The 19,903-nt window shown below is 67.5% G+C and carries 16 protein-coding genes; 7 read left to right on the forward strand and 9 right to left on the reverse strand.

Annotation, left to right across the window (positions count from 1 at the left end; all coding sequences use genetic code 11):
- Nucleotides 1-21 precede the first annotated feature (21 nt).
- The 7 genes from nirB to KUV62_RS11365 form a co-directional block, all read right to left on the reverse strand.
- Nucleotides 22-2,454, reverse strand: coding sequence for a nitrite reductase large subunit NirB (gene nirB, locus KUV62_RS11335; RefSeq protein ID WP_222603799.1), 2,433 nt, complete (start codon nt 2,452-2,454; stop codon nt 22-24).
- A 14-nt stretch (nt 2,455-2,468) separates the two neighbouring features.
- Nucleotides 2,469-3,410, reverse strand: a complete 942-nt coding sequence (locus tag KUV62_RS11340; protein WP_222603800.1) for a GAF domain-containing protein — start codon at nt 3,408-3,410, stop codon at nt 2,469-2,471.
- Between the two features lie 67 nt (nt 3,411-3,477).
- Nucleotides 3,478-5,172 (reverse strand): ABC transporter ATP-binding protein, encoded by a 1,695-nt coding sequence (locus KUV62_RS11345; protein ID WP_222603801.1) that lies wholly within the window; start codon nt 5,170-5,172, stop codon nt 3,478-3,480.
- Between the two features lie 64 nt (nt 5,173-5,236).
- Complete coding sequence (locus tag KUV62_RS11350; protein ID WP_222603802.1) at nt 5,237-6,319, reverse strand: ABC transporter permease; 1,083 nt, start codon at nt 6,317-6,319, stop codon at nt 5,237-5,239.
- A 198-nt stretch (nt 6,320-6,517) separates the two neighbouring features.
- The gene (locus KUV62_RS11355; protein WP_222603803.1) at nt 6,518-7,879 is read right to left on the reverse strand and encodes a CmpA/NrtA family ABC transporter substrate-binding protein; all 1,362 of its coding nucleotides are present in this window, start codon (nt 7,877-7,879) and stop codon (nt 6,518-6,520) included.
- 281 nt (nt 7,880-8,160) lie between these two features.
- A complete protein-coding gene (locus KUV62_RS11360; protein WP_222603804.1) occupies nt 8,161-9,336 on the reverse strand; it encodes an ABC transporter substrate-binding protein in 1,176 nt (391 codons plus the stop codon).
- Entirely contained in the window at nt 9,333-9,917 is a 585-nt protein-coding gene (locus KUV62_RS11365; protein WP_222603805.1) for an ANTAR domain-containing response regulator, read from the reverse strand. Before KUV62_RS11365 ends, KUV62_RS11360 begins: the two co-directional genes overlap by 4 nt.
- Before the next feature lie 191 nt (nt 9,918-10,108).
- Between KUV62_RS11365 and KUV62_RS11370 the strand changes: the two genes are divergently transcribed.
- Nucleotides 10,109-11,131, forward strand: a complete 1,023-nt coding sequence (locus KUV62_RS11370; RefSeq protein ID WP_222603806.1) for an Atu2307/SP_0267 family LLM class monooxygenase — start codon at nt 10,109-10,111, stop codon at nt 11,129-11,131.
- Between the two features lie 145 nt (nt 11,132-11,276).
- On the opposite strand, the gene KUV62_RS11375 is transcribed toward KUV62_RS11370, so the two are convergent.
- Both KUV62_RS11375 and KUV62_RS11380 read right to left on the reverse strand, forming a co-directional pair.
- Nucleotides 11,277-12,338: a dipeptidase gene (locus KUV62_RS11375; RefSeq protein ID WP_222603807.1), complete on the reverse strand. Its 1,062-nt coding sequence runs from the start codon at nt 12,336-12,338 to the stop codon at nt 11,277-11,279.
- A 96-nt stretch (nt 12,339-12,434) separates the two neighbouring features.
- Nucleotides 12,435-13,856 (reverse strand): hypothetical protein, encoded by a 1,422-nt coding sequence (locus KUV62_RS11380; protein ID WP_222603808.1) that lies wholly within the window; start codon nt 13,854-13,856, stop codon nt 12,435-12,437.
- A 278-nt stretch (nt 13,857-14,134) separates the two neighbouring features.
- Here KUV62_RS11380 and phnC point away from each other — a divergent pair, with 278 nt between their 5' ends.
- From phnC to KUV62_RS11410, 6 genes are all read left to right on the forward strand, one after another.
- A complete protein-coding gene (phnC, locus tag KUV62_RS11385) occupies nt 14,135-14,953 on the forward strand; it encodes a phosphonate ABC transporter ATP-binding protein (protein WP_222603809.1) in 819 nt (272 codons plus the stop codon).
- 57 nt (nt 14,954-15,010) lie between these two features.
- Nucleotides 15,011-15,910: a phosphonate ABC transporter substrate-binding protein gene (gene phnD / locus KUV62_RS11390; protein WP_222603810.1), complete on the forward strand. Its 900-nt coding sequence runs from the start codon at nt 15,011-15,013 to the stop codon at nt 15,908-15,910.
- Between the two features lie 145 nt (nt 15,911-16,055).
- On the forward strand, nt 16,056-16,916 hold the full coding sequence (phnE, locus tag KUV62_RS11395; RefSeq protein ID WP_222603811.1) for a phosphonate ABC transporter, permease protein PhnE: 861 nt from the start codon (nt 16,056-16,058) through the stop codon (nt 16,914-16,916).
- On the forward strand, nt 16,916-18,235 hold the full coding sequence (gene phnE / locus KUV62_RS11400; protein WP_222603812.1) for a phosphonate ABC transporter, permease protein PhnE: 1,320 nt from the start codon (nt 16,916-16,918) through the stop codon (nt 18,233-18,235). Before phnE (KUV62_RS11395) ends, phnE (KUV62_RS11400) begins: the two co-directional genes overlap by 1 nt.
- Nucleotide 18,236: 1 nt before the next feature.
- The gene (locus tag KUV62_RS11405; protein ID WP_222603813.1) at nt 18,237-18,848 is read left to right on the forward strand and encodes a DapH/DapD/GlmU-related protein; all 612 of its coding nucleotides are present in this window, start codon (nt 18,237-18,239) and stop codon (nt 18,846-18,848) included.
- A 148-nt stretch (nt 18,849-18,996) separates the two neighbouring features.
- A complete protein-coding gene (locus tag KUV62_RS11410) occupies nt 18,997-19,890 on the forward strand; it encodes an SHOCT domain-containing protein (RefSeq protein ID WP_222603814.1) in 894 nt (297 codons plus the stop codon).
- Nucleotides 19,891-19,903: the final 13 nt, after the last annotated feature.

The following is a 19,903-nucleotide window of genomic DNA, read 5'->3' on the forward strand; positions in this document are numbered from 1 at the left end:
CGGAGCCGGAGGCGGCGGCGATCACTCCGCCGCTTTCAGGGTGAGATCGGCCAGAGGCTGGAAGCGGCGCGCCGCCTCCGGCTCGGCCCGTTCGGCCCAGGGATCCTTCTGGTAGACGCTCTGCGAGATGTCGAAGCGTTCGACCAGAGCCTGGCGCTCGGCATCGTCGGCAAGCACCTCCTTGACCCAGTCGAGCCCGACCTTGGCGACCCACTTGTAGGGCCGGTCGAGATACTTGGCGTGCTCGCGGTAGAGCTGGATGAAGGCGGTGGTCCATTCGATGGCCTCCTCCTCGGTCCGCACGTCGACGAGGCGCTCGGTCTCCTTCACGTCCATGCCGGCGGCACCGGCGACGCTGACCTGATAGCCGCTGTCGACGCAGATGATGCCGACATCCTTGCAGGTCGCCTCGGCGCAGTTGCGCGGGCAGCCCGAGACCGCCAGCTTGACCTTGTGCGGCGTCCACGAACCCCAGAGCTTCTTCTCGAGCTTGATGCCGAGCCCGGTGCTGTCCTGCGTGCCGAAGCGGCACCAGTCGGAGCCCACGCAGGTCTTCACCGTGCGCAGACCCTTGGTATAGGCGTGGCCCGAGACCATGCCGGCCTCGTTAAGATCGTACCAGATCGCCGGCAGGTCTTCCTTCTTGACGCCGAGCAGGTCGATGCGCTGGCCGCCGGTGACCTTGACGGTGGCGCCGTATTTCTCCGCCGCCTGCGCAATGGCGATGAGCTCCTGCGGGGAGGTCATGCCGCCCCACATGCGCGGCATCACGCTATAGGTGCCGTCCTTCTGGATATTGGCGTGGTTGCGCTCGTTGACGAAGCGGCTCTGCGGATCGTCGGTATAGTCGAGCGGCCAGTCCGCCAGCAGGTAGAAGTTGATCGCCGGACGGCAGACATGGCAGCCGTTGCGGCTCTTCCAGCCGAGCTCCTGCCAGACCGCCTCCTGCGATTTCAGTTCCTGCGCCTTGATCAGGCGGCGCACGTCCTCATGGGGCAGATCGGTGCAGCCGCAGACCGGCTGCGCCGTGGGCAGCACGAACTCGTCGCCCAGCGTGACCGACAGCACCTGCTCGACGAGCCCGGTGCAGGTGCCGCAGGAAGCGCTGGCCTTGGTGGTGGCCTTGATCGCGCCGAGATCGGTCGCGCCGGCCTCGATGGCGGCCACGATATCGCCCTTGCATACGCCGTTGCAGCCGCAGATCTCCGCCTCAGGCGGCAATGCTGCAACGGCTGACAGAGGGTCCACGGAGGCCCCCCCCTGGTAGGACGGCCCGAAGATCAGCGTCTCGCGCATCTCCGAGATGTCGGTGCCGTCCTTGATCAGCCCGAAGAACCAGTTGCCGTCGGCGGTGTCGCCGTACATCACCGCGCCAACAAGCTTGTCCTCCTCGATGACGAGGCGCTTGTAGATACCGCGGGCGGGATCGCGGTAGACGATGTCCTCGCGGCCCGGGCCGTCTGCGAAATCGCCCGCAGAGAACAGGTCGCAGCCGGTGACCTTGAGCTTGGTCGAGAGCTCGCGCATGGCGAAGGTCTCTTCCTGCCCGAGCAGGGTCTTGGCGAGCACCTTGGCCTGATCGTAGAGCGGGGCGACGAGGCCGAAGAGGTTGCCCTCGAACTCGACGCATTCACCCACGGCGTAGACGTCGGGCGTCTCGGTGCGCATCTGCGCGTCGACCTTGATGGCGCGGCCGCAGGCGATGCCGCTGTTCTGCGCCAGCTTCACCGCCGGGCGGATGCCCACCGCCATGCAGACGATGTCGCAGGGCAGCTCGGTGCCATCGGCGAGGTTGACCTGCTCGGCCTTGCCATTGCCGACGATCTCCTTGGTCGAGGCTTCGAGCAGCACGGTGATGCCGCGGCGCTCGAGATCCTTCTTCAGCAGGTAGCCCGCCGCCGGATCGAGCTGGCGCTCCATCAGGTGCGAGGCGATGTGCAGCACGGTCACCTCCATGCCGCGCAGGCGCAGCGCCGCCGCCGCCTCGAGCCCGAGCAGGCCGCCGCCGATGACCACCGCCCTGGCGCCCGGCTTGGCCGCGGCCTCGGTCATTGCGGTGGTGTCTTCGAGATCGCGGAAGGCGACGACGCCGGGCAGATCGTGTCCGGGGCAGGGGATGATGAAGGCCGAGGAGCCGGTGCCGAAGACCAGCTTGTCATAGGCCACTTCGCCCTTCTCGCCGACCACCACCTTGCGCGCGGTATCGACGCTCAGGACCTTTTCGCCGAAGCGGCAGGTGACCTTGTTGGTGGCGTACCAGTCGTCGTCGTGGGTGACGATTTCCTCAAAGCTCTTTTCGCCCGAAAGCACCGGCGAGAGCATGATGCGGTTGTAGTTGCCGCGCGGCTCGGCGTTGAAGAGCGTGATCTCGAAGGCGCCGGGATCGGCGTCGATGAGCTGTTCGAGCAGCCGGCCTGAGGCCATGCCTGCTCCGATGACGACGAGTTTCTGCATCTCTGTGCCTCCTCTCAGACGTACCAGGCGACGATGTGGGCGATCTCGCCCGCGTCGTAGATCGGCAGGGCGACGAGGGTGTCGTAGCCCTCGGTCAGGCCCGGCTTGCCGGTGACGATCAGCGGCAGGCCGGTGGCGAGCACCTTGCCGATATTGCCCTGATTGATGTGCACCCGGCGCGGCGGCTCTTCGTTGTCATCGGTCCAGAGCGGGCCCTCGCGCTCGCAGATGCCGTCGGTGCGCACGGCGGCCACCTCGCGGCCGACCTTCACCGGGCGCGAGTCCCAGATCTCGAAGCGGCGGGCGATCGGCGTGCCGCGTGCCGAGAGCAGGGTGAGCACGAAGGTCTTGTCCTGCGGCACCGGGATCGGCAGGCCAAGGCCGGTGGTGAGCCCGGCCTTGCCGGCGCTGTCGGCGCGGATGAAGCGGTAGCCCGAGCCCAGATCGCGGAACAGCATCGGCGTGTTGGCCGACCAGACGCCGCCCGGCAGGCCCTGTCCGCGCGGGAAATGCGTGTGCTGGGAGACCCACTCGAAATGCCGCGCGGCGCCGTAGTAGCCATCGTCGAGCATCAGGAAGCCGTCGGCCTCGTGCCAAACCTCGATGGCACCGGTGCGGTTCTCGTCATCGCCGCAGAGCACCACGAGAACTGCCTTGAGCTTGGCGTCGTTGAACACCGGGATCGCCACGGCCGAGGTCAGACCGGCCTCGGCGGCAGCCTCGATGCGCTTGAAATACGAGCCGTCGAAGCCCTTGAGCACCACCGGGCGCTCCTCGGCCCAGGCCTTGCCCGGCAGGCCCTCGCCCTTGCCGAAGCTCATCGCGCGGGTGGCCTCCTCGAAGGCGGAAAGCTCGCCGTAATTGCCCGTGGCGAGGACCAGGCGGTCCCCCTCGGGCACCCAGATCTCGGTGACCTGAATGAAGGTCTTCACGGCGGCGTCAAGAACGGTGTCCATGATCGTGCCCCTTGTGCTCTAGGGTTGCATCTGTCGCGCTCCGGCATCAGGCCGGGGCGCCTGCCTTTCAGGCGGCTTTCTTCTTCGCAGGCTTGGGCTCGGACTTTCCGTGCTTGCCGTGCTCGTACTCCTCGAGGAAGTTCAGCACCTGCTCGCGGTAGAGGTAGTAATCCGGGTGCTCGAGCAGCGCCTTGCGGGTGCGCGGGCGGGGCAGGTCGACATCGACGATCTTGCCGATGGTGGCCTGCGGGCCGTTGGTCATCATCACCACGCGGTCGGCCAGCAGGATCGCCTCGTCGACATCGTGGGTGACGCAGATCGCGGTCACCTTGGTGCGCGACCAGACCTCCATCAGCACCTCCTGCAGCTCCCAGCGGGTCAGGCTGTCGAGCATGCCGAAGGGCTCGTCGAGCAGCAGCAGCTTGGGCGAGAGGGCGAAGGCGCGGGCGATGCCGACGCGCTGCTTCATGCCGTTCGACATCTCCGCCGCGCCCTTGTCCATCGCATCGGCGAGGCCGACGCGCTCGAGATAGTATTCGACCACCTCCTGGCGCTCGGCCTGGGAGGCCTTGGGATAGACCTTGTCGACGCCGATGGCGCAGTTCTCGCGGGCGGTGAGCCAGGGAAAGAGGTTGGGCGACTGGAACACCACCGCGCGCTCGGGATCGGCGCCCTCGACATGGCGGCCATCGAGACGGATGCCGCCCTTGGAGATGCTGTTGAGGCCGGCGGCCATGGTCAGCACGGTGGACTTGCCGCAGCCCGAATGGCCGATCAGCGAGATGAACTCGCCCTTGTTGACCTTGAGGTTGAAGTCCTCGACCACGGTGAGCGGGCCCTTGGGGGTGGGGTAGATCTTGTGCAGCTGCGAGAAGTCGAGGAAGCGCTCCTCGATCATGCCTTCCTGCGCCTTGGCGACCGCCGCCGGCACATCCGCCGCGATGCCGTGGATCGGGGTCACGTCGGGCAGGTTGCGGCTGCCCTCGGTCTTGGCCTCGATGCCCACGTCCATCAGGTAGGTGGTGACCTCGGCGCGCAGGCGCTTGAAGGTCTCGTCATGGTTCATCTCGCCGCGATCGCGCGGGCGCGGGATGGTCACCGGGAACTCGGTGCCGAGCGTGCCGTCGGGGTTCAGCGCGATGATGCGGTCGGCCAGCATGATGGCCTCGTCGACATCGTTGGTGATCAGCACGCAGGTCTTCTTGTCCTGCTCCCAGATCTGCTCGATCTCGTCGGCGAGATTGGCACGGGTCAACGCGTCGAGCGCCGAGAGCGGCTCGTCGAGCAGCAGCACCTCGGGGCTCATTGCCAGCGCCCGGGCGACGTTGACGCGCTGGCGCATGCCGCCCGAGAGCTCCGCCGGGCGGCGGGTGGTGGCATGGGAGAGGCCGACCATCTTGACGTATTTGGCGACGGTGGCTTCCTTCTCGGCCTTCGGCATCTTCGGGAAGACACTGTCGAGCGCGAGCTGGACGTTGCCGTTGACCGTGAGCCACGGCATCAGCGAGTAGTTCTGGAAGATCACGCCGCGCTCGGGGCCGGGGCCCTCGATCTCGGCGCCCTTGAAGGTGACCTTTCCCTTGGTGGGCTTTTCCAGCCCGGCCATCAGGTTGATCAGCGTGGTCTTGCCGGTGCCCGAGAAGCCGAGGAGCACGAGGAACTCGCCTTCCCGGACTTCGAGATCGATGCCCTTCAGCACGTCGGTCTTGTGGGTGCCTTCGCCGAAGCTCTTCGAGACGTTTTCGAACTTGAGAATGCTCATGAATTTGTCCTTTCGCGCTATCGCTTCGCTACTTGAGCGCTCGCGGTCTCCTGACGGGCCCGGTTCAGCGGTTGTTCGAGAAGGTGAAGAGCGACTGCAGGGCAAACATCACGCGATCGAGCAGGAAGCCGATGATGCCGATGGTGAAGACCGCGACCATGATCTTGGCGAGCGACGAGGAGGAGCCGTTCTGGAACTCGTCCCAGACGAACTTGCCGAGGCCGGGGTTCTGGGCCAGCATCTCGGCGGCGATCAGCACCATCCAGCCAACCCCGAGCGACAGGCGCAGGCCGGTGAAGATCAGCGGCAGCGCCGAGGGCAGCACCAGCTTGGTGATCTTGGTCCAGGTGTTCATCTTGAGCACCTTGGAGACATTGACGAGATCCTTGTCGATCGAGGCCACGCCAAGCGCAGTGTTGATGAGCGTCGGCCACAGCGAGCACAGCGTCACGGTGATCGCCGAGATCAGGAAGGACTTGGAGAACAGGCCATCGTTGGTGGCCACCGCGGCGGAGATGATCATCGTCACGATCGGCAGCCAGGCCAGCGGCGAGACCGGCTTGAAGATCTGCACCAGCGGGTTGATGGCGGAATTGGCGTAGGGCGAGAGGCCGGCGAGGATGCCCAGAGGGATCGCCACGCAGGAGCCGATCAAGAAGCCAAAGAACACCGTCTTGATCGAGGTCCAGATCTGCTCGTAGTAGCTCGGCGCGCCGGTATAGGCGACGTCCTTGACCTGGTCGGCCTTGCCTGCGGCGATGAGCTTCTCGTTGCGCGCCGCCACCATGGTCTCGAACTTGGCCTTCTTGGCGGCCTTGGCCTGCGCGTCCTCGTGCAGGTTGACCGCCTCTTCCCAGACCTGCGCCGGGCCGGGGACCGCCCCGAGCGAGGTCTGGACCTTGGGCGCCAGCGTGCCCCAGAGCAGCAGGAAGCCCGCGATGGCCAGCAGCGGCACGCCGAGCAGCAGCCAGATGTCCTTCATCTGGGCCTTGGGATTGTCGCCGGCGGCGGCTTTCAGGATCGGGGTGATCCAGGCGAGGCCGAGGACGCGGAACCACGCGTCGGCCTTGTTGATGCGGGTGAACAGGCGCGCCCGGCGGGCCTCGCGCTCGGCTTCACGGGCGTATTCGGGATCGACGGTTGTCATCTGAGGAGTCCTCGGCGGTTGGATGGATCGGTCTGGTGAGCGGCGCTCGCGCCGGGGGCGCATCGCCCCACCCACCGTCCCGCAGCCTGTCTGGGAGTCTGTCTCGGGAGGAGGGGACGGAGGCATCCGGAAGATGCATCCGCCAGTCATGTACCGTGTCCTCAGGGTGCGCCCGGCGGGCACAACCCCGAAGAGAAATCAGCCCTGGATCTCGTTTCCGACGACCTTCTGCTCACCTTTCAGGCCGATCGGCAGGCTTTCGAGGTAGGCGTTGGGGGTGCGGCCATCGTAGGGGATGCCGTCGATGATGTCGGCGGCCGGGGTCGCTTCCTTGTAGCCGTCGCTGTCCCAGGGGAAGTCGGCCTCGTTGGCGAGACCCTCGTCGACCAGCGCGCGGGCGGCCTCGAGGTAGATCTCCGGCTTGTAGACCGACTTGGCGACCTCGTCGTACCACGCGTCCGACTTGGCCTCGGGGATCTGGCCCCAGCGGCGCATCTGGGTCAGGTACCAGACCGCGTCGGAGTAGAACGGGTAGGTGGCGTTGTAGCGGAAGAACACGTTGAAGTCGGGAACCTCGCGCTTGTCGCCCTTCTCGTACTCGAAAGTGCCGGTCATCGAGTTGGCGATCACCTCGGCATCGGCGCCCACATATTCCGGCTGCGACAGCATCTCGACCGCTTCCATGCGGTTGGCGTTGTCGTTCTCGTCGAGCCAGATGGCGGCACGGATCAGCGCCTTGACCACGGCTTTGGTGGTGTTGGGGTTCTCTTCCGCGAACTCGGCAGTGATGCCGAAGACCTTCTCTGGGTTGTTCTTCCACAGCTCGTAATCGGTGATCACCGGAACGCCGATGCCCTTGAACACCGCGGCCTGGTTCCACGGCTCACCGACGCAGTAGCCGTAGATCGTGCCAGCCTCGAGGGTGGCGGGCATCTGCGGCGGCGGGGTGACGGAGAGCAGCACGTCGGCGCCGATCTGGCCGGTGACGTTCTCGGGCGAGTAGTAGCCCGGCTCGAGACCACCGGCAGCAAGCCAGTAGCGCAGCTCGTAGTTGTGGGTCGAGACCGGGAACACCATGCCCATGTTGAAGGGCTTGCCCTCGGAGCGGTACTTCTCGACCACCGGCGCCAGCGCGGAGGCGCTGATCGGGTGCTGCGGCAGGCCGTCGGCATTGGTCGGGATGTTGGGCTTCATCTCTTCCCAGACCGCGTTCGACACGGTGATGCCGTTGCCGTTCAGGTCCATCGAGAAGGGGGTGATGATATGCGCCTCGGTGCCGTAGCCGATGGTGGCGGCCAGCGGCTGGCCGGCAAGCATGTGGGCGCCGTCGAGCTGGCCGCCGATCACGCCGTCGAGCAGAACCTTCCAGTTGGCCTGTGCCTCGAGGGTCACGAACAGGCCCTCGTCGAGAAAATAGCCCTGCTCATAGGCCACGGCCAGCGGCGCCATGTCGGTCAGCTTGATGAAGCCGAAGGTCAGTTCGTCCTTTTCGAGATCCTGCGCGAGCAGGGGAGAGGAGAGCGCCGTGGTGGCGGTCAGTGCGAGGAGAAGGTTCTTCATTCGTCCGTTCCGTCCCTTGGTGGTGCCCGGTGTAACCTCCGGGCGAAAAACAAAAAAGCCGCTCGACCGATCGCGACTCTGGAGGAGGTCGCGGCAGTCGAGCGGCTTTGCTCGGATATCCCAAACATTGGGAAAAATTTCGGGAGCGGCGCGCCATTGCGCTGCTCGTGGACCTTCTATGCCGGTGACTCGGCACGGCGATCAATGGAAAAGGTCATGCATGGGTCATCTTTGACCGGCTGGTCGAGTTTTCGATGCTGCATCTGCACAAAAAATCCGCGTCAGTGCTTCGACGGCTCGAAAATACGGCCATCGAAGAACGAATCCGGCCCGAGAAAGAGCCGCCCCGAGACCGAGGCCACGGCGGTCTGCTCCGACAGCGCCCCCTCCATCTTCGACGACGCGCCAGGCAGATCGGCCCGGGTCGGCGCCAGCGCCTCGCGGTAGAGATCGCTGCGGAACACCGCGCGGGCGGCCCTGGCGGCGGAGGGCCGGTCGAGCCCGGTGCGGGCGGCGAGCTGCAGGCCGATCCATTCCGCCTGGCTGCGCCACGGGAAGCTGGCGGCGCCGTGGTGGAACTCGACAAAGCCCGGCACGTGCCTTTCCTCGCCCTGCGACGAGATCACCAGCCGGCCGTTGAGCGCGCGGTCGAGGATCTCGGCCGGCAGGTCGAGATATTTCTTGCGGCTGAGCAGCTCGGCGGCGAGCGTCGGTGAGCCGGGCTCGGCCAGCCAGCGCCCGGCACGCCAGACCGCGCGGATCAGCCGGCCCAGCAGGTCGGGCTCGGCGCCGGCCCAGTCGCTGCGCACGGCGAGCACCTTCTCGGGCGCGAAGCGCCAGATCGCGTTGCAGGGCAGCAGGAGCGTGCCGACGCCATTCTCCACCGCGATCGACCCCCAGGGCTCGCCGACGCAGAAGGCGTCGATTTCCCCGGCCTGCATGGCATCGGCCATCAGCGAGGGCGGCACGGTGCGGATGTCGACGCTCTGCGGCGCCGGCAGACCCAGCGCCGAGAGCCAGTAGTAGAGCAGCTCCGCGTGCATCGAGAACGGGAAGGGCACGCCCAGCCGCAGCGGCTGCTCGGCCACGGCGATCAGCGCCTCGCCGGCGGCGCGGGCATCGTTGAAGGCGAAGTCATGGCCATGGTCGCGCAGCCGGGCAGCCAGCGCATTGCTCACCCCGATGACATTGCCGTTCACCCCCAGCACCGAGACCGCCGAGAGCGGCGTGCCGGTGCCGCCGAGCCCCAGCGCCGACGCCACCGGGACCGGCGAGAGCATGTGCGCGGCCTCGACCCGACCAAAGCTCAGCATGTCGCGCACCGAGGACCACGACGGCGCCCGGCGCAGCTCGAGCGCGATGCTTTCCTCGGCGGCGAAGCCCATCTCATGCGCCACGATCAGCGGCGCGGCATCGATCAGGGGCAGGAAGCCCACGGACAGGGTGGCTGCGATCATCCCAGCAGCCCCGCCGCCGTCACCAGCGCCGCGGCGACCTCGGCCACGCGCTTGCCCTGGTCCATCGCGGTCTTGCGCAGCAGCGCATAGGCCTCGTCTTCATCGACCCCGCGCGCCTTCATCAACATGCCCTTGGCGCGGTCGATCATCTTGCGCTCCTCGAGCGCGCGCTTGGTCTCGGCGAGCTCGGTGCGCATGCGCTGGAACATGCGGAAGCGCGCGATGGCCGCATCCATGATCGGCTTGACCCGCTGCGGCTTCATGCCGTCGACCACGTAGGCCGAGACGCCCGCCTCGATGGCGGTGTCGGTCAGCCCCTCGCCGTCGCGGTCGACGAACATCGCCACGGGCCGGTCGAGCGGGCCGGAGGCCAGAGCCAGCTCCTCGAGCGTGTCGCGCGACGGGCTTTCGACGTCGATCAAGACCACGTCCGGGCTCAGCGCCTGGATCTTGCGGGCAAGCCCGGTGGGCTCGGAGATGACGTGAATCTCGTAGTTGCCGGCGTCGCGCAGGCTGTCCACGATCAGAAGGGCGCGGTCGCGGTCGGGCTCGACGACGACGATGGAGAGGGAGGCACTCATGGGCTCAGGAACAGCAGCAGCGGGCCGGGAAGTAAAGCGCGCTTTTGGTGCGGGTGCCGCTCAAATTGGCGCCGTGCCCATTTGCTGGGCAGACCTGACCTGCACATGCCCTGTGCGGGGGCGCGGCTTCCGGTCGATGCGGCGCGGGTTATGTTGCGAGGCAATTCGGACGCGCGGACAGGAACGCAGAGATGGAACTCGGACTCTACACGTTTGGCGATATCGGCACCAACCCGGTGACCGGTGAAAAGGTCGATGCGCGCAAGCGGCTCAACGACCTGATCGAGGAGATCCGCCTTGCCGACGAGGTGGGGCTCGACATCTTCGGCCTCGGCGAACACCACCGCCCGAACTATGCGATCTCCTCGCCCGCCACGGTGCTGGCCGCCGCTGCCTCGGTGACAAAGAATATCCGCTTGAGCTCGGCCGTCTCGGTGCTGAGCTCGGACGATCCGATCCGGGTGTTCCAGCAATTCGCCACGCTCGACAACCTCTCCGGCGGACGCGCCGAGCTGATGGTGGGGCGCGGCAGCTTCATCGAGAGCTTCCCGCTCTTCGGCTACGATCTCGACGATTACGGCGAGCTGTTCGAGGAAAAGCTCGCCATGATGCTGGCGATCAACGAGCGCGAAAAGCTCAACTGGCCGGGGACAACCCATACGCCGAAGGTTTCGGGGCTCGGGGTCTATCCCCGCCCCGTGGAGGAGGCGCTGCCGATCTGGATCGCCGCGGGCGGCACGCCGCAGAGCATGGTGCGCGCCGGCGCGCTGGGCACGCCGCTGGCGCTGGCGATCATCGGCGGAGAGCCGCGCCGTTTCGCGCCTTTGGCCGATCTCTATCGCCGCGCCGCCGAGCAGGCGGGCAATGCCGACAAGGCCCGTGTCTCGCTCAACGTGCATGGCTTCGTGGGCGAGGATGGCAAGGCGGCGGACCTGTTCTACCCGGCGCAGAAGGCGGTGATGGACCAGCTTGGCCGCGAGCGCGGCTGGGGGCCGCAAAGCCGGGCGCAGTATGACGCCTCCTGCGGCCCGGAAGGCGCGATGTTCGTCGGCTCGCCCAACCAGGTCGCCGACAAGATCCTCGGCCTGCGCGAGGATCTGGGCTTCGACCGGGTCACCATTCAGATGGCAATCGGGGTGATCGATCACGCCGAGATGCTGAAGGCGATCGAGGTGCTCGGCACCAAGGTGGCGCCGCTGCTGCGGCAGGGCTGAGGCAGGTCCACGCCCGACGCCGCATTTCGCGGCTCTGTTCGCGGAGACGCGGTGTTGCTCGCGGGGCCGGGAACACCCAAGAGCGGCGAGCGCGATGCGCGGGGACGTCTCCGGCCCCGCAGCGCTGCGACGCGATCACCGCGCCTCAGTCGCCCCAGGTCTTGCGCAGCACCCGCATCCAGTTGCGCCAGCAGAGCTTCTCCATCAGCGCATCATCGATACCGTGCGAGCGCATCGCCGCACGCAGGGCCGGCAGGCCGGCGCAATCGGCGATGCCGTCGGGCACCAGCGCGCCGTCGAAATCAGAGCCCAAGCCGACCCGGTCCTCGCCGAGGATGCCGATCAGGTGGTCGATGTGGCGCATCATCTGCTCGAGCGGCACGTCGCTCTTCATCTGGCCGTCGCTGCGCAGGAAGGCGGAGGCGAAGTTGATCCCCACCATGCCATCGCTCTCGGCGATCATCGCGAGCTGCCGGTCGGTGAGGTTGCGGCTGTGCGGCGTCACCGCCCAGGCGTTGGAGTGGGTCGCCACCAGAGGCGCATCGCTGATCGCCGCGACATCGGCGACGCCCTTCTCGTTCAGGTGGCTGAGATCGACCATGATCTTCAGCGCGTTGCACTCGCGGATCAGCCGCTTGCCGTGATCGGTGAGGCCGGGCCCGGTGTCGGGGCCGGAGGGGAAGGCGAAGGGCACGCCGTGGCCGAAGATCGTCGGCCGCGACCAGACCGGCCCGAGCGAGCGCAGCCCGCGCGCGTGCAACGCGTGCAGCCGTTCGAGCCCGGGATCGATGCCCTCGGCGCCCTCGACATGCATGATCGCCGCCATGGTCGGGCCAAAAAGCGCCTCCTCGAGCGCGTCCACCGTGCGGCAGAGCGTGACGGCGCCGGCGCGCTCCAGCGCCTCCAGCGCGGCGACCCCCTGAAGCGTCACCTCGCGGCCTTCCTCCTCCGGCACCATCAGCGGCATCGGCAGATCGTATTCCGGCTTGATCATGTCGTCGGGGTTGGCGCCGGGCTCGGGCGGGGAGGGCACGAAGATCGCGAAGAAGCCGCCGCCAAGCCCGCCAGCCTGCGCCCGCGGCAGATCGATATGGCCGTCGGGCAGCCCCGCCGTCACGCCCTCCGGGGTGACATCGCCGCGCAGCAGGCGCAGCACGAGGTCGTTGTGGCCGTCGAAGATCGGGGGCGTCTTGGGGGCGTCGGTCATGCGGGGAGGGGCTCCGGTCTGGGATCAGGCCGAGATGACACCGGATGCCCGCGGGGTGCAAGCGCAGGGCCGACCTACGATCGCTGGAAACCGTTGTCAGCCCAGCAGATAGGCGTAGGCCAGCACCCAGAGCGGCAGCACCACGAGGCAGACCAGCATGTAGCCGCCATTCCAGCGCAGCCCCACATGGCGCGCGCTGACATTGCCGAAGGAGCCCACCAGCAGGGTGGTGGCGGTGAAGGGCGAGCTGATGCCGCCGAGCGCCCAGCCGGCGGTGATCGCGGTGACCAGCGCCACTGGCGAGACCTCGAGCTGCTCCGGTGTCGGCAGCAGCGGCGCGATCAGCGTCACCGCGAGGATCGGGTTCATCGCGAATTGCCCGGCGAGCGGGATGATCCAGACCAGCGCCGCCAGCACCAGCCAGTGCGGCAGGTCTTCCGGGTGGAAGCCCGAGGCCTTGACGATGGGTGCCAGCAGCGGCGCGCCGACGGTGCCGATATAGCCCGCCATCATCAGCAGCAGCACCTCGCTGCGATAGCCCGGCATGTCGTGGAAGGCATAGGTCCTGAGCCGCGCGCCCAGCGGTGCGCCACCGCCGCGCGCCTGCAGCGCCGTCCAGCACAGGGCCATGACCGGCACGATCAGCAGCACCAGCCCGATCACCCGGATCCCGGTCAGCGCCCCCATGACCAGCACGCTGGTCACGAGGATCGCGAGGAGCCCGAGCAGCGGCAGCATCAGCGCCCAGCTGCCATCGGGCTTGCCGCGCGGGCGCGGCGGGTGCGAGAGGCGGGGCTTGAAGATCGTGTCGAGCCCCCAGCCGAGCCCGGTCATGATCAGCGCCGTGCCGAGTGCCGGCAGCACCACGGTCTCCCAGCTGGTGCCGGGGATCAGCGCCGTCGAGATTGCGATGGCGAAGGACAGCGGCGACCACGGCAGCGAGGTCACGAAGCCGCGCTGGATCGCCAGCAGCATGCGGCGGCGGCGGTGGTTGCGGATCTCCTCGTCGGGCTCTTCCTGTGCTGCGGCGGTGGCGAGGCTGCCGAGCAGCGCGATGGCGCCGTAATTGAGCAGCAGCGCGAAGGCGGTGCCGCCGGTGGTGAGCGCGAGATAGCGCCGACCGGGTGGCTGTTCGGCGAGGAAGGTGCCGCTGGCGCGGATCGCCGCCGAGGGCTCGGCGGCGCTGCGAAGCGTGGCGAGCGCGGTGAAGAAGGCGGCGATGAACGAGGCCTGGTGGAACGCCCGGGCGACGGTGCCTTGCCAATCGCCGCCCGCCCAGACCAGCGCCGCGGTCAGCGCCATCGCGGCGAAGACGAAGGCCTTGCGGTTGATCTTCACCCGCAGGAACAGCACCACCACCAGCGCGACCATCAGCGCGTCGACCAGCGGCTCCTGGAAGGTAGTGCCCAACCATTCCCGGATGATGACGAGGCCGGTGACGAGGATCAGCAGCAGGCCAGCGAAGCGGTCGAGGCGGTGGGGGGCAGGGGCCGAGCTGTGCTCCTGGGGATGTTGCATGAGGCGGTCCGGGGCCTTCTGTCCTGCGTCGGTGGTCTTGCGTCGGGCGGGGCTCCGGGCGGCGCGGGTCTGGCGCATGCCCTCGGGGAAGCCTGAGCGTCATGTAGACCGGTTGCGGCAAAAATCGCAATTGCCGTGCCATGCGTTCCCCGCCGCCCCGCCATGCTCGCCTGTCATGAAAGCTTCATCGCCGGGTGATCTTTCCGTGATCCAACCGTCACGAAGCCGATACGCCCCGCGCCGTAAGACGCCCCCGGAACAGGACATCCGGGGGACACATGCTCGTCGTAGACCAGCTGACCAAGCGTTTCGGCGCGAACACTGCCGTGGACAACGCGAGCTTCACGGTCGACCGACCGATGATGATCGGCATCATCGGCCGCTCGGGCGCGGGCAAGTCGACCTTCCTGCGCATGATGAACCGCCTGACCGACGCCAGCGCGGGCGAGCTACGCTTCGAGGGCCGCAACGTGCTGACGCTGAAGGGCGCCGAGAAGCGCGCCTGGCAATCCGATTGCGCGATGATCTTCCAGCAGTTCAACCTCGTGCCGCGCATGGACGTGGTCTCCAACGTGCTGCACGGCACGCTGGCGAAGCGCCCGGCGCTGTCGACGGTGTTCAACCTCTACCCGCGCGACGACATCCACCGCGCCATCGACATCCTCGAGCGGCTGGGCATCGCCGATCATGCGGCCAAGCGCGCCGAGGCGCTCTCGGGCGGGCAGCAGCAGCGCGTCGCCATCGCGCGCGCCCTGATGCAGGATCCCAAGGTGATCCTCGCCGACGAGCCCATCGCCTCGCTCGACCCGATGAACGCGCAGGTGGTGATGGAGGCGCTGCGCCGCATCCATGACGAGGATGGCCGCATGGTCATCGCCAACCTGCACACGCTCGACACCGCGCGGCGCTATTGCGACCGGGTGATCGGGATGCGCGACGGGCGCATCGTCTTCGACGGCACGCCCGACCAGCTCACCACCGGCGTCGCCCGCGACATCTATGGCGCGGGGGCGGATTTCTCCGAAGACGCCACCTCCACCGAAATCCGCGAGCCCGTGGCCGTGACGGAGATCCGTCAGGCCGAGGTCGCGGTCTAAGAGCTTCCAACGGGCCCACGGGACGGGCCTTTCAATCCGAAAAAGGGGAAGAACATCATGAAAAAGCTCATCGCGGCCGCCCTGGCCACCACCGCGCTCTGCTCCGCTGCCTCGGCACAGGAGATCTCCGAATTCCGTCTCGGCATCCTCGGCGGCGAGAACGCCCAGGACCGTCTGGCCTCCAACCAGTGCTACGCAGAGAAGATCGCCGCGGCGCTCGGCGTCGAGGTGAAGATCTTCACCCCGGCCGACTACAACGGCGTCATGCAGGGCCTGCTCGGCGGCACCATCGACGCGGCGTGGATGGGCGCTTCCTCCTATGCCGGCACCTTCATCGCCGACCCGGAAGCGGTCGAGCCGGTGCTGGTCAAGCAGAACGAGGACGGCTCGATCGGCTATTACTCGATCGGCTTCGCCCGCGCCGACAGCGGCATCACCTCGCTCGACGACCTGCAGGGCAAGGAGTTCGGCTTCGGTGATCCCAACTCGACCTCGGGCTACCTGATCCCCTCGATCGAGATCGCCGATGCCGGCTACTCGATGCAGCCCGGCGACTACTTCTCCGACGTGGTGTTCACCGGCGGCCATGAGCAGACCATCGTCGCGGTCAACAACGGCGACGTCGACGCCGGCGTGACCTGGGCCGACGGCCAGGGCGCCTGGGAAGACGGCTACAATTCCGGCGCCCTGCGCCGCGCCACCGATGCCGGCCTCGTCGACATGAACGACCTGGTGCAGATCTGGCAGTCCAACGTCATCCCCGAGGGGCCGTTCGTGCTGCGCAAGGCGCTGCCGCAGGACGTCAAGGACGCCGTCACCGAGCTGACCGCGAACCTCTGGGAAGAAGATCCCGATTGCGCCTATGGCGTGGCGGCGGGCGACGCCAAGGATTTCATCCCGGTGACCCACAAGGAATACGAGTCGATCGTCTCGGCCCGCCGTTCCAAGATCAACTGATCCTCTGATCGGTTCCGGGCCCGCGTCATCGCGGGCCCGTTTTCCATTCCCCCCCGAACTTGGCCCCCGACATGGCTGTGCCGCCCGCTTTCGGCGCGAGGGCCGCGGCGCGGTGACGGCCATCCGTCAGGCAGGACACGACCCCATGATGCACACCGACCCTCCCTTCGACACCCGCGCGCATTACATGGCGCTGATGGCGCGCAAACGCCTCTATGGCGGGATCGTGCTGGCGATCTTCGTGGCGCTCATGGTGTCGGGCTTCATGCTCGCCAACGACCGCAACGCGGGTGGCTTCTGGGACGGTCTGCCGCAGATCTTCGATTTCCCCGCCGCGGTGCTGGCCGACACGCTCCCCAAGCTCGACCGGCTGCCGGGGCACCTCCTGCGCTACTTCCCGTCGCTCATGGAGACCATCAACATCGCCGCCGTCTCGACCCTGATCGGCGCCGGGCTGGCGATGCTTCTGTCGCTGCTCTCGACCCGCGGGCTGGCGCGCTGGCCGCGGCTGATCCCGCTTTTCCGCCGCATCATGGACATCATGCGCGCCGTGCCGGAGATCGTCATCGCGCTGGTGCTGATCTTCGTGCTGGGCGGCGGCCCGGTGCCGGCGATGATCGCCATCGCCTTCCACACCGCCGGCGCGCTGGGCAAGCTGTTCTCCGAGGTCAACGAGAATGCCGATCTGAAGCCCGTCGAGGGGCTGCAATCGGTCGGCGGGACCTGGTTCCAGCGCATGTGGCTCGGCGTCGTGCCGCAGGTGGCGCCGAACTATTTCAGCTACGCGCTGCTGCGCTTCGAGATCAACATCCGCGCCTCCGCCATCCTCGGCTTCGTCGGCGCCGGCGGCATCGGCTACGACCTGCGCAACGCCATGGCCTGGGGGCAGGGGCGCTTCGACGAGGCCGCCGCGATCTTCCTGCTGCTGTTCCTGACCATCGTCGTGTTCGACCAGCTCTCGAGCCATGTCCGCAACGCGATGATCGCGAAGAAAGGAGGCCACTGATGGCCCAAGCCGCGTCCCAAGCCGCGCTCTACGCCTCGACCGAACGCCTGTTCGCCCGCAAGAAGATGTTTGCCTTCGCGCTGCCGGCGCTGGTGCTGGTCTATCTCGGCTATGTGGTCTTCGCCTTCGACATTCCCGGCCTCGCCGAGCGCGCCCGCATGGACAATGCCCGCACGCTGCTCTCGGATGTCTGGAGCTACAAGACCCACGTCACACAGGACAATCGCTCGGGCGAGCTGGTGGTCGCCATCGAGGGCGAGCGCCGCGGCACCTACGCCCCCGGCACCGAGCCCGAGTGGGTCTCGGTCGATCCCGCCGGCACGGTGGTGGATCTCGGCGACGGTCATTCTGTCCGCTTCCTGCCCGGCGGTGGCTTTGCCTATGACGTGCCCGGTTTCGGGCTGGTCGAGGCGCGTATGCAGGGCCGCGCGGTGGTCTCGAACCTCGAGGGCGAGGCGCTGCCCGACTGGGTCTCGGCCTCGCGCACGCGCTTTCAGGTCGAGACCTCGCATGGCCGCGTCTCGCTGACCCGCAACCGCACCGAGCTGTTCCGCTACTTCCCGGGCTGGGAGCTGTTCTTCTTCACCATCGAGAGCCCGTATCACGGCCACGGCCTCCTCGAGATCGCCTTCGGCCCCCGGATCGACTCGGAGCGCGGCAACTTCGCGGGCGCGTGGGAGGATTTCTGGGGCAACGGCATGTGGCGCCACGGCGATGTCGCCTGGGCGCTTTTCGAGACCATCCTGATGGCCTTCCTCGGCACCTTCGGCGCCGCCATCGTGGCGCTGCCGCTGGCCTTCCTGTCGGCGAGGAACTTCGCGCCGCTGATGGCCCTGCGCTTCGCCATGCGCCGGGTGTTCGATTTCCTGCGCGGGGTCGACGGGCTGATCTGGACCATCGTGCTTAGCCGCGCCTTCGGGCCGGGGCCGATGACCGGCGCGCTGGCGATCCTGCTCACCGACACCGGCTCCTTCGGCAAGCTGTTTTCCGAGGCGCTGGAAAACGTCGACGGCAAGCAGATCGAGGGGGTCGCCTCGACCGGTGCCCGCCCGGTGCTGCGCTACCGCTTTGGGGTGATCCCGCAGATCACGCCCGTCCTGATCTCGCAGGTGCTGTATTTCTTCGAGAGCAACACGCGCTCGGCAACCATCATCGGCGCCATCACCGGCGGCGGCATCGGCCTTTTGCTGACGCAGGCGATGATCACCCAGAAGGACTGGGAGGAGGTGAGCTACTACATCGTGCTGATCGTACTGATGGTGATGGCGATGGACAGCCTCTCGGGCTGGCTGCGCCGCAAGCTGATCCGGGGCGCCTGAGATGGCGCGCCTCTCTGACGAGCCTTTTATCCATCCTGACTGCGAGCTGACGGAGTGCCGCTTCGGGCGCTTCGTCGAGATCGGGCGGGGCTCCAGGCTCGCTCACGTGGAAATGGGCGATTACAGCTATTGCGACCGCTACGCCGATATCGCCAATGCCAGCGTCGGCAAGTTTGCCAACATCGCCAGTTTCTCGCGCATCGGGCCCACGGATCACCCGATGCAGCAGGCCTCGCTGCACCATTTCCTCTACCGCTCCGACGATTACTGGGACGAGGCTGACCGCGATGCGGCGTTTTTTGCGCATCGCCTGTCGCGCCGCGCGCAGATCGGGCACGACAGCTGGATCGGCCACAACGCCGTGGTGCGCCCTGAGGTGAGCGTCGGGCACGGCGCGGTGGTGGCGGCGGGCGCGGTGGTGACGAAGGATGTGGCGCCCTACATGATCGTTGCCGGCGTCCCGGCGGTGCCGCTGCGCGCGCGCTTTGCCGCCCCGGTGGCCGAGCGGCTGATGGCGCTGGCGTGGTGGGACTGGGATCACGCCACCCTGCGCGACAGGCTCGGGGATTTCCGCAGCCTGCCGATCGAGGCGTTTCTCGAAAAATACGAGTGATCTCAGTCTGGCGACGCGATCGCCCTGAATTTGTGCCAGTCCCGCGGGCCTCGGGAACGGGGCAGGATCGCGGCGTTATCGCCGGTGTTCGCAGGCAAGCCATCGTGGTAAGCCCGAAGCGATACACCCAAAGGATCGGAGATCCGAGATGACTGCGCTCACCGAAGACGGCAAGAAACTGGTCTCCGAGGCGGCGATCCGCCACGGCGTCTCGACCGAGACTGCCGAGGCCATGCTGATGGCGCTGGTTGCCGGCAACGGCACGCAGGCGCAGTTCAACATCGCCGAGCTCGGTGGCATGGGACAATGGTCGCAGGGCGGCATGACCATGGTCGGCGATATGTTCAACAACGCGCTGAAGGCGCGGGTCGATGCGCTCTGCACCGATCTCGCCAATATCCTCATGGTCGGCAACCTGTTCCGGAAAGTGGAGATGCCGGCCGCGACGGGCACACAGAGCCAGTCGCAATCTCAGGGCGGCGGCATGGGCTCGAGCCTGTTCATCAAGGGCGGGCTGGTGGGCGCGTCCTGGCCGGAGGAGCTCGGCGCGCCGTCCTCGACCGGCAGCCAGAACAACCTGCGCTACGCGGTGTTCCCGCAGATCCGGCGGCTGGCGATCGATTTCGGCGGTCGGATCGAGGTCTACGACACCGGCGATCACCAGATCTCGGGGGTGTCGCAGCAGCAGAGCGGCGACCAGTCGCTGACCTTCACCAGCCAGCACGGGCTGGTCTCGCTGCGCGATCTGCCGCGCGTCGGTGAGGCGACGCCGGACGCGTCCGAGACGCCTGCCGCTCTTGCGCCCGAGCCCGTCTCGGAGCCCGCACCCGCGGCCGTCGCGCCTGAAACCGTGCCGACGCCCGAGCCGGTCAGCGACACCGCCGCCGCTGCGGCCGAGCCTGCCGCAGCCTCCGAGAAGGGCCCGTCAGGGGCCGACGAGGTCATCGCGCTGATCCGCAAGCTGGGCGATCTGAAAGAGGCGGGCCTGCTCACGGAAGACGAGTTCGCCGCCAAGAAGCGCGAGCTGCTCGACCGGCTCTGATACGCCGTCCACA

This window comes from Salipiger bermudensis (assembly GCF_019801965.1).
In the GTDB taxonomy this organism is placed as follows: Bacteria; Pseudomonadota; Alphaproteobacteria; order Rhodobacterales; family Rhodobacteraceae; genus Salipiger; species Salipiger bermudensis_A.

Excerpts from the sequence above, each read along its gene's own strand:
- nirB (WP_222603799.1), bottom strand. The coding sequence starts at position 2,454 with ATGCAGAAACTCGTCGTCATCGGAGCAGGCATGGCCTCAGGCCGGCTG.
- KUV62_RS11340 (WP_222603800.1), bottom strand. The coding sequence starts at position 3,410 with ATGGACACCGTTCTTGACGCCGCCGTGAAGACCTTCATTCAGGTCACC.
- KUV62_RS11345 (WP_222603801.1), bottom strand. The coding sequence starts at position 5,172 with ATGAGCATTCTCAAGTTCGAAAACGTCTCGAAGAGCTTCGGCGAAGGC.
- KUV62_RS11350 (WP_222603802.1), bottom strand. The coding sequence starts at position 6,319 with ATGACAACCGTCGATCCCGAATACGCCCGTGAAGCCGAGCGCGAGGCC.
- KUV62_RS11355 (WP_222603803.1), bottom strand. The coding sequence starts at position 7,879 with ATGAAGAACCTTCTCCTCGCACTGACCGCCACCACGGCGCTCTCCTCT.
- KUV62_RS11360 (WP_222603804.1), bottom strand. The coding sequence starts at position 9,336 with ATGATCGCAGCCACCCTGTCCGTGGGCTTCCTGCCCCTGATCGATGCC.
- KUV62_RS11365 (WP_222603805.1), bottom strand. The coding sequence starts at position 9,917 with ATGAGTGCCTCCCTCTCCATCGTCGTCGTCGAGCCCGACCGCGACCGC.
- KUV62_RS11370 (WP_222603806.1), top strand. The coding sequence starts at position 10,109 with ATGGAACTCGGACTCTACACGTTTGGCGATATCGGCACCAACCCGGTG.
- KUV62_RS11375 (WP_222603807.1), bottom strand. The coding sequence starts at position 12,338 with ATGACCGACGCCCCCAAGACGCCCCCGATCTTCGACGGCCACAACGAC.
- KUV62_RS11380 (WP_222603808.1), bottom strand. The coding sequence starts at position 13,856 with ATGCAACATCCCCAGGAGCACAGCTCGGCCCCTGCCCCCCACCGCCTC.
- phnC (WP_222603809.1), top strand. The coding sequence starts at position 14,135 with ATGCTCGTCGTAGACCAGCTGACCAAGCGTTTCGGCGCGAACACTGCC.
- phnD (WP_222603810.1), top strand. The coding sequence starts at position 15,011 with ATGAAAAAGCTCATCGCGGCCGCCCTGGCCACCACCGCGCTCTGCTCC.
- phnE (WP_222603811.1), top strand. The coding sequence starts at position 16,056 with ATGATGCACACCGACCCTCCCTTCGACACCCGCGCGCATTACATGGCG.
- phnE (WP_222603812.1), top strand. The coding sequence starts at position 16,916 with ATGGCCCAAGCCGCGTCCCAAGCCGCGCTCTACGCCTCGACCGAACGC.
- KUV62_RS11405 (WP_222603813.1), top strand. The coding sequence starts at position 18,237 with ATGGCGCGCCTCTCTGACGAGCCTTTTATCCATCCTGACTGCGAGCTG.
- KUV62_RS11410 (WP_222603814.1), top strand. The coding sequence starts at position 18,997 with ATGACTGCGCTCACCGAAGACGGCAAGAAACTGGTCTCCGAGGCGGCG.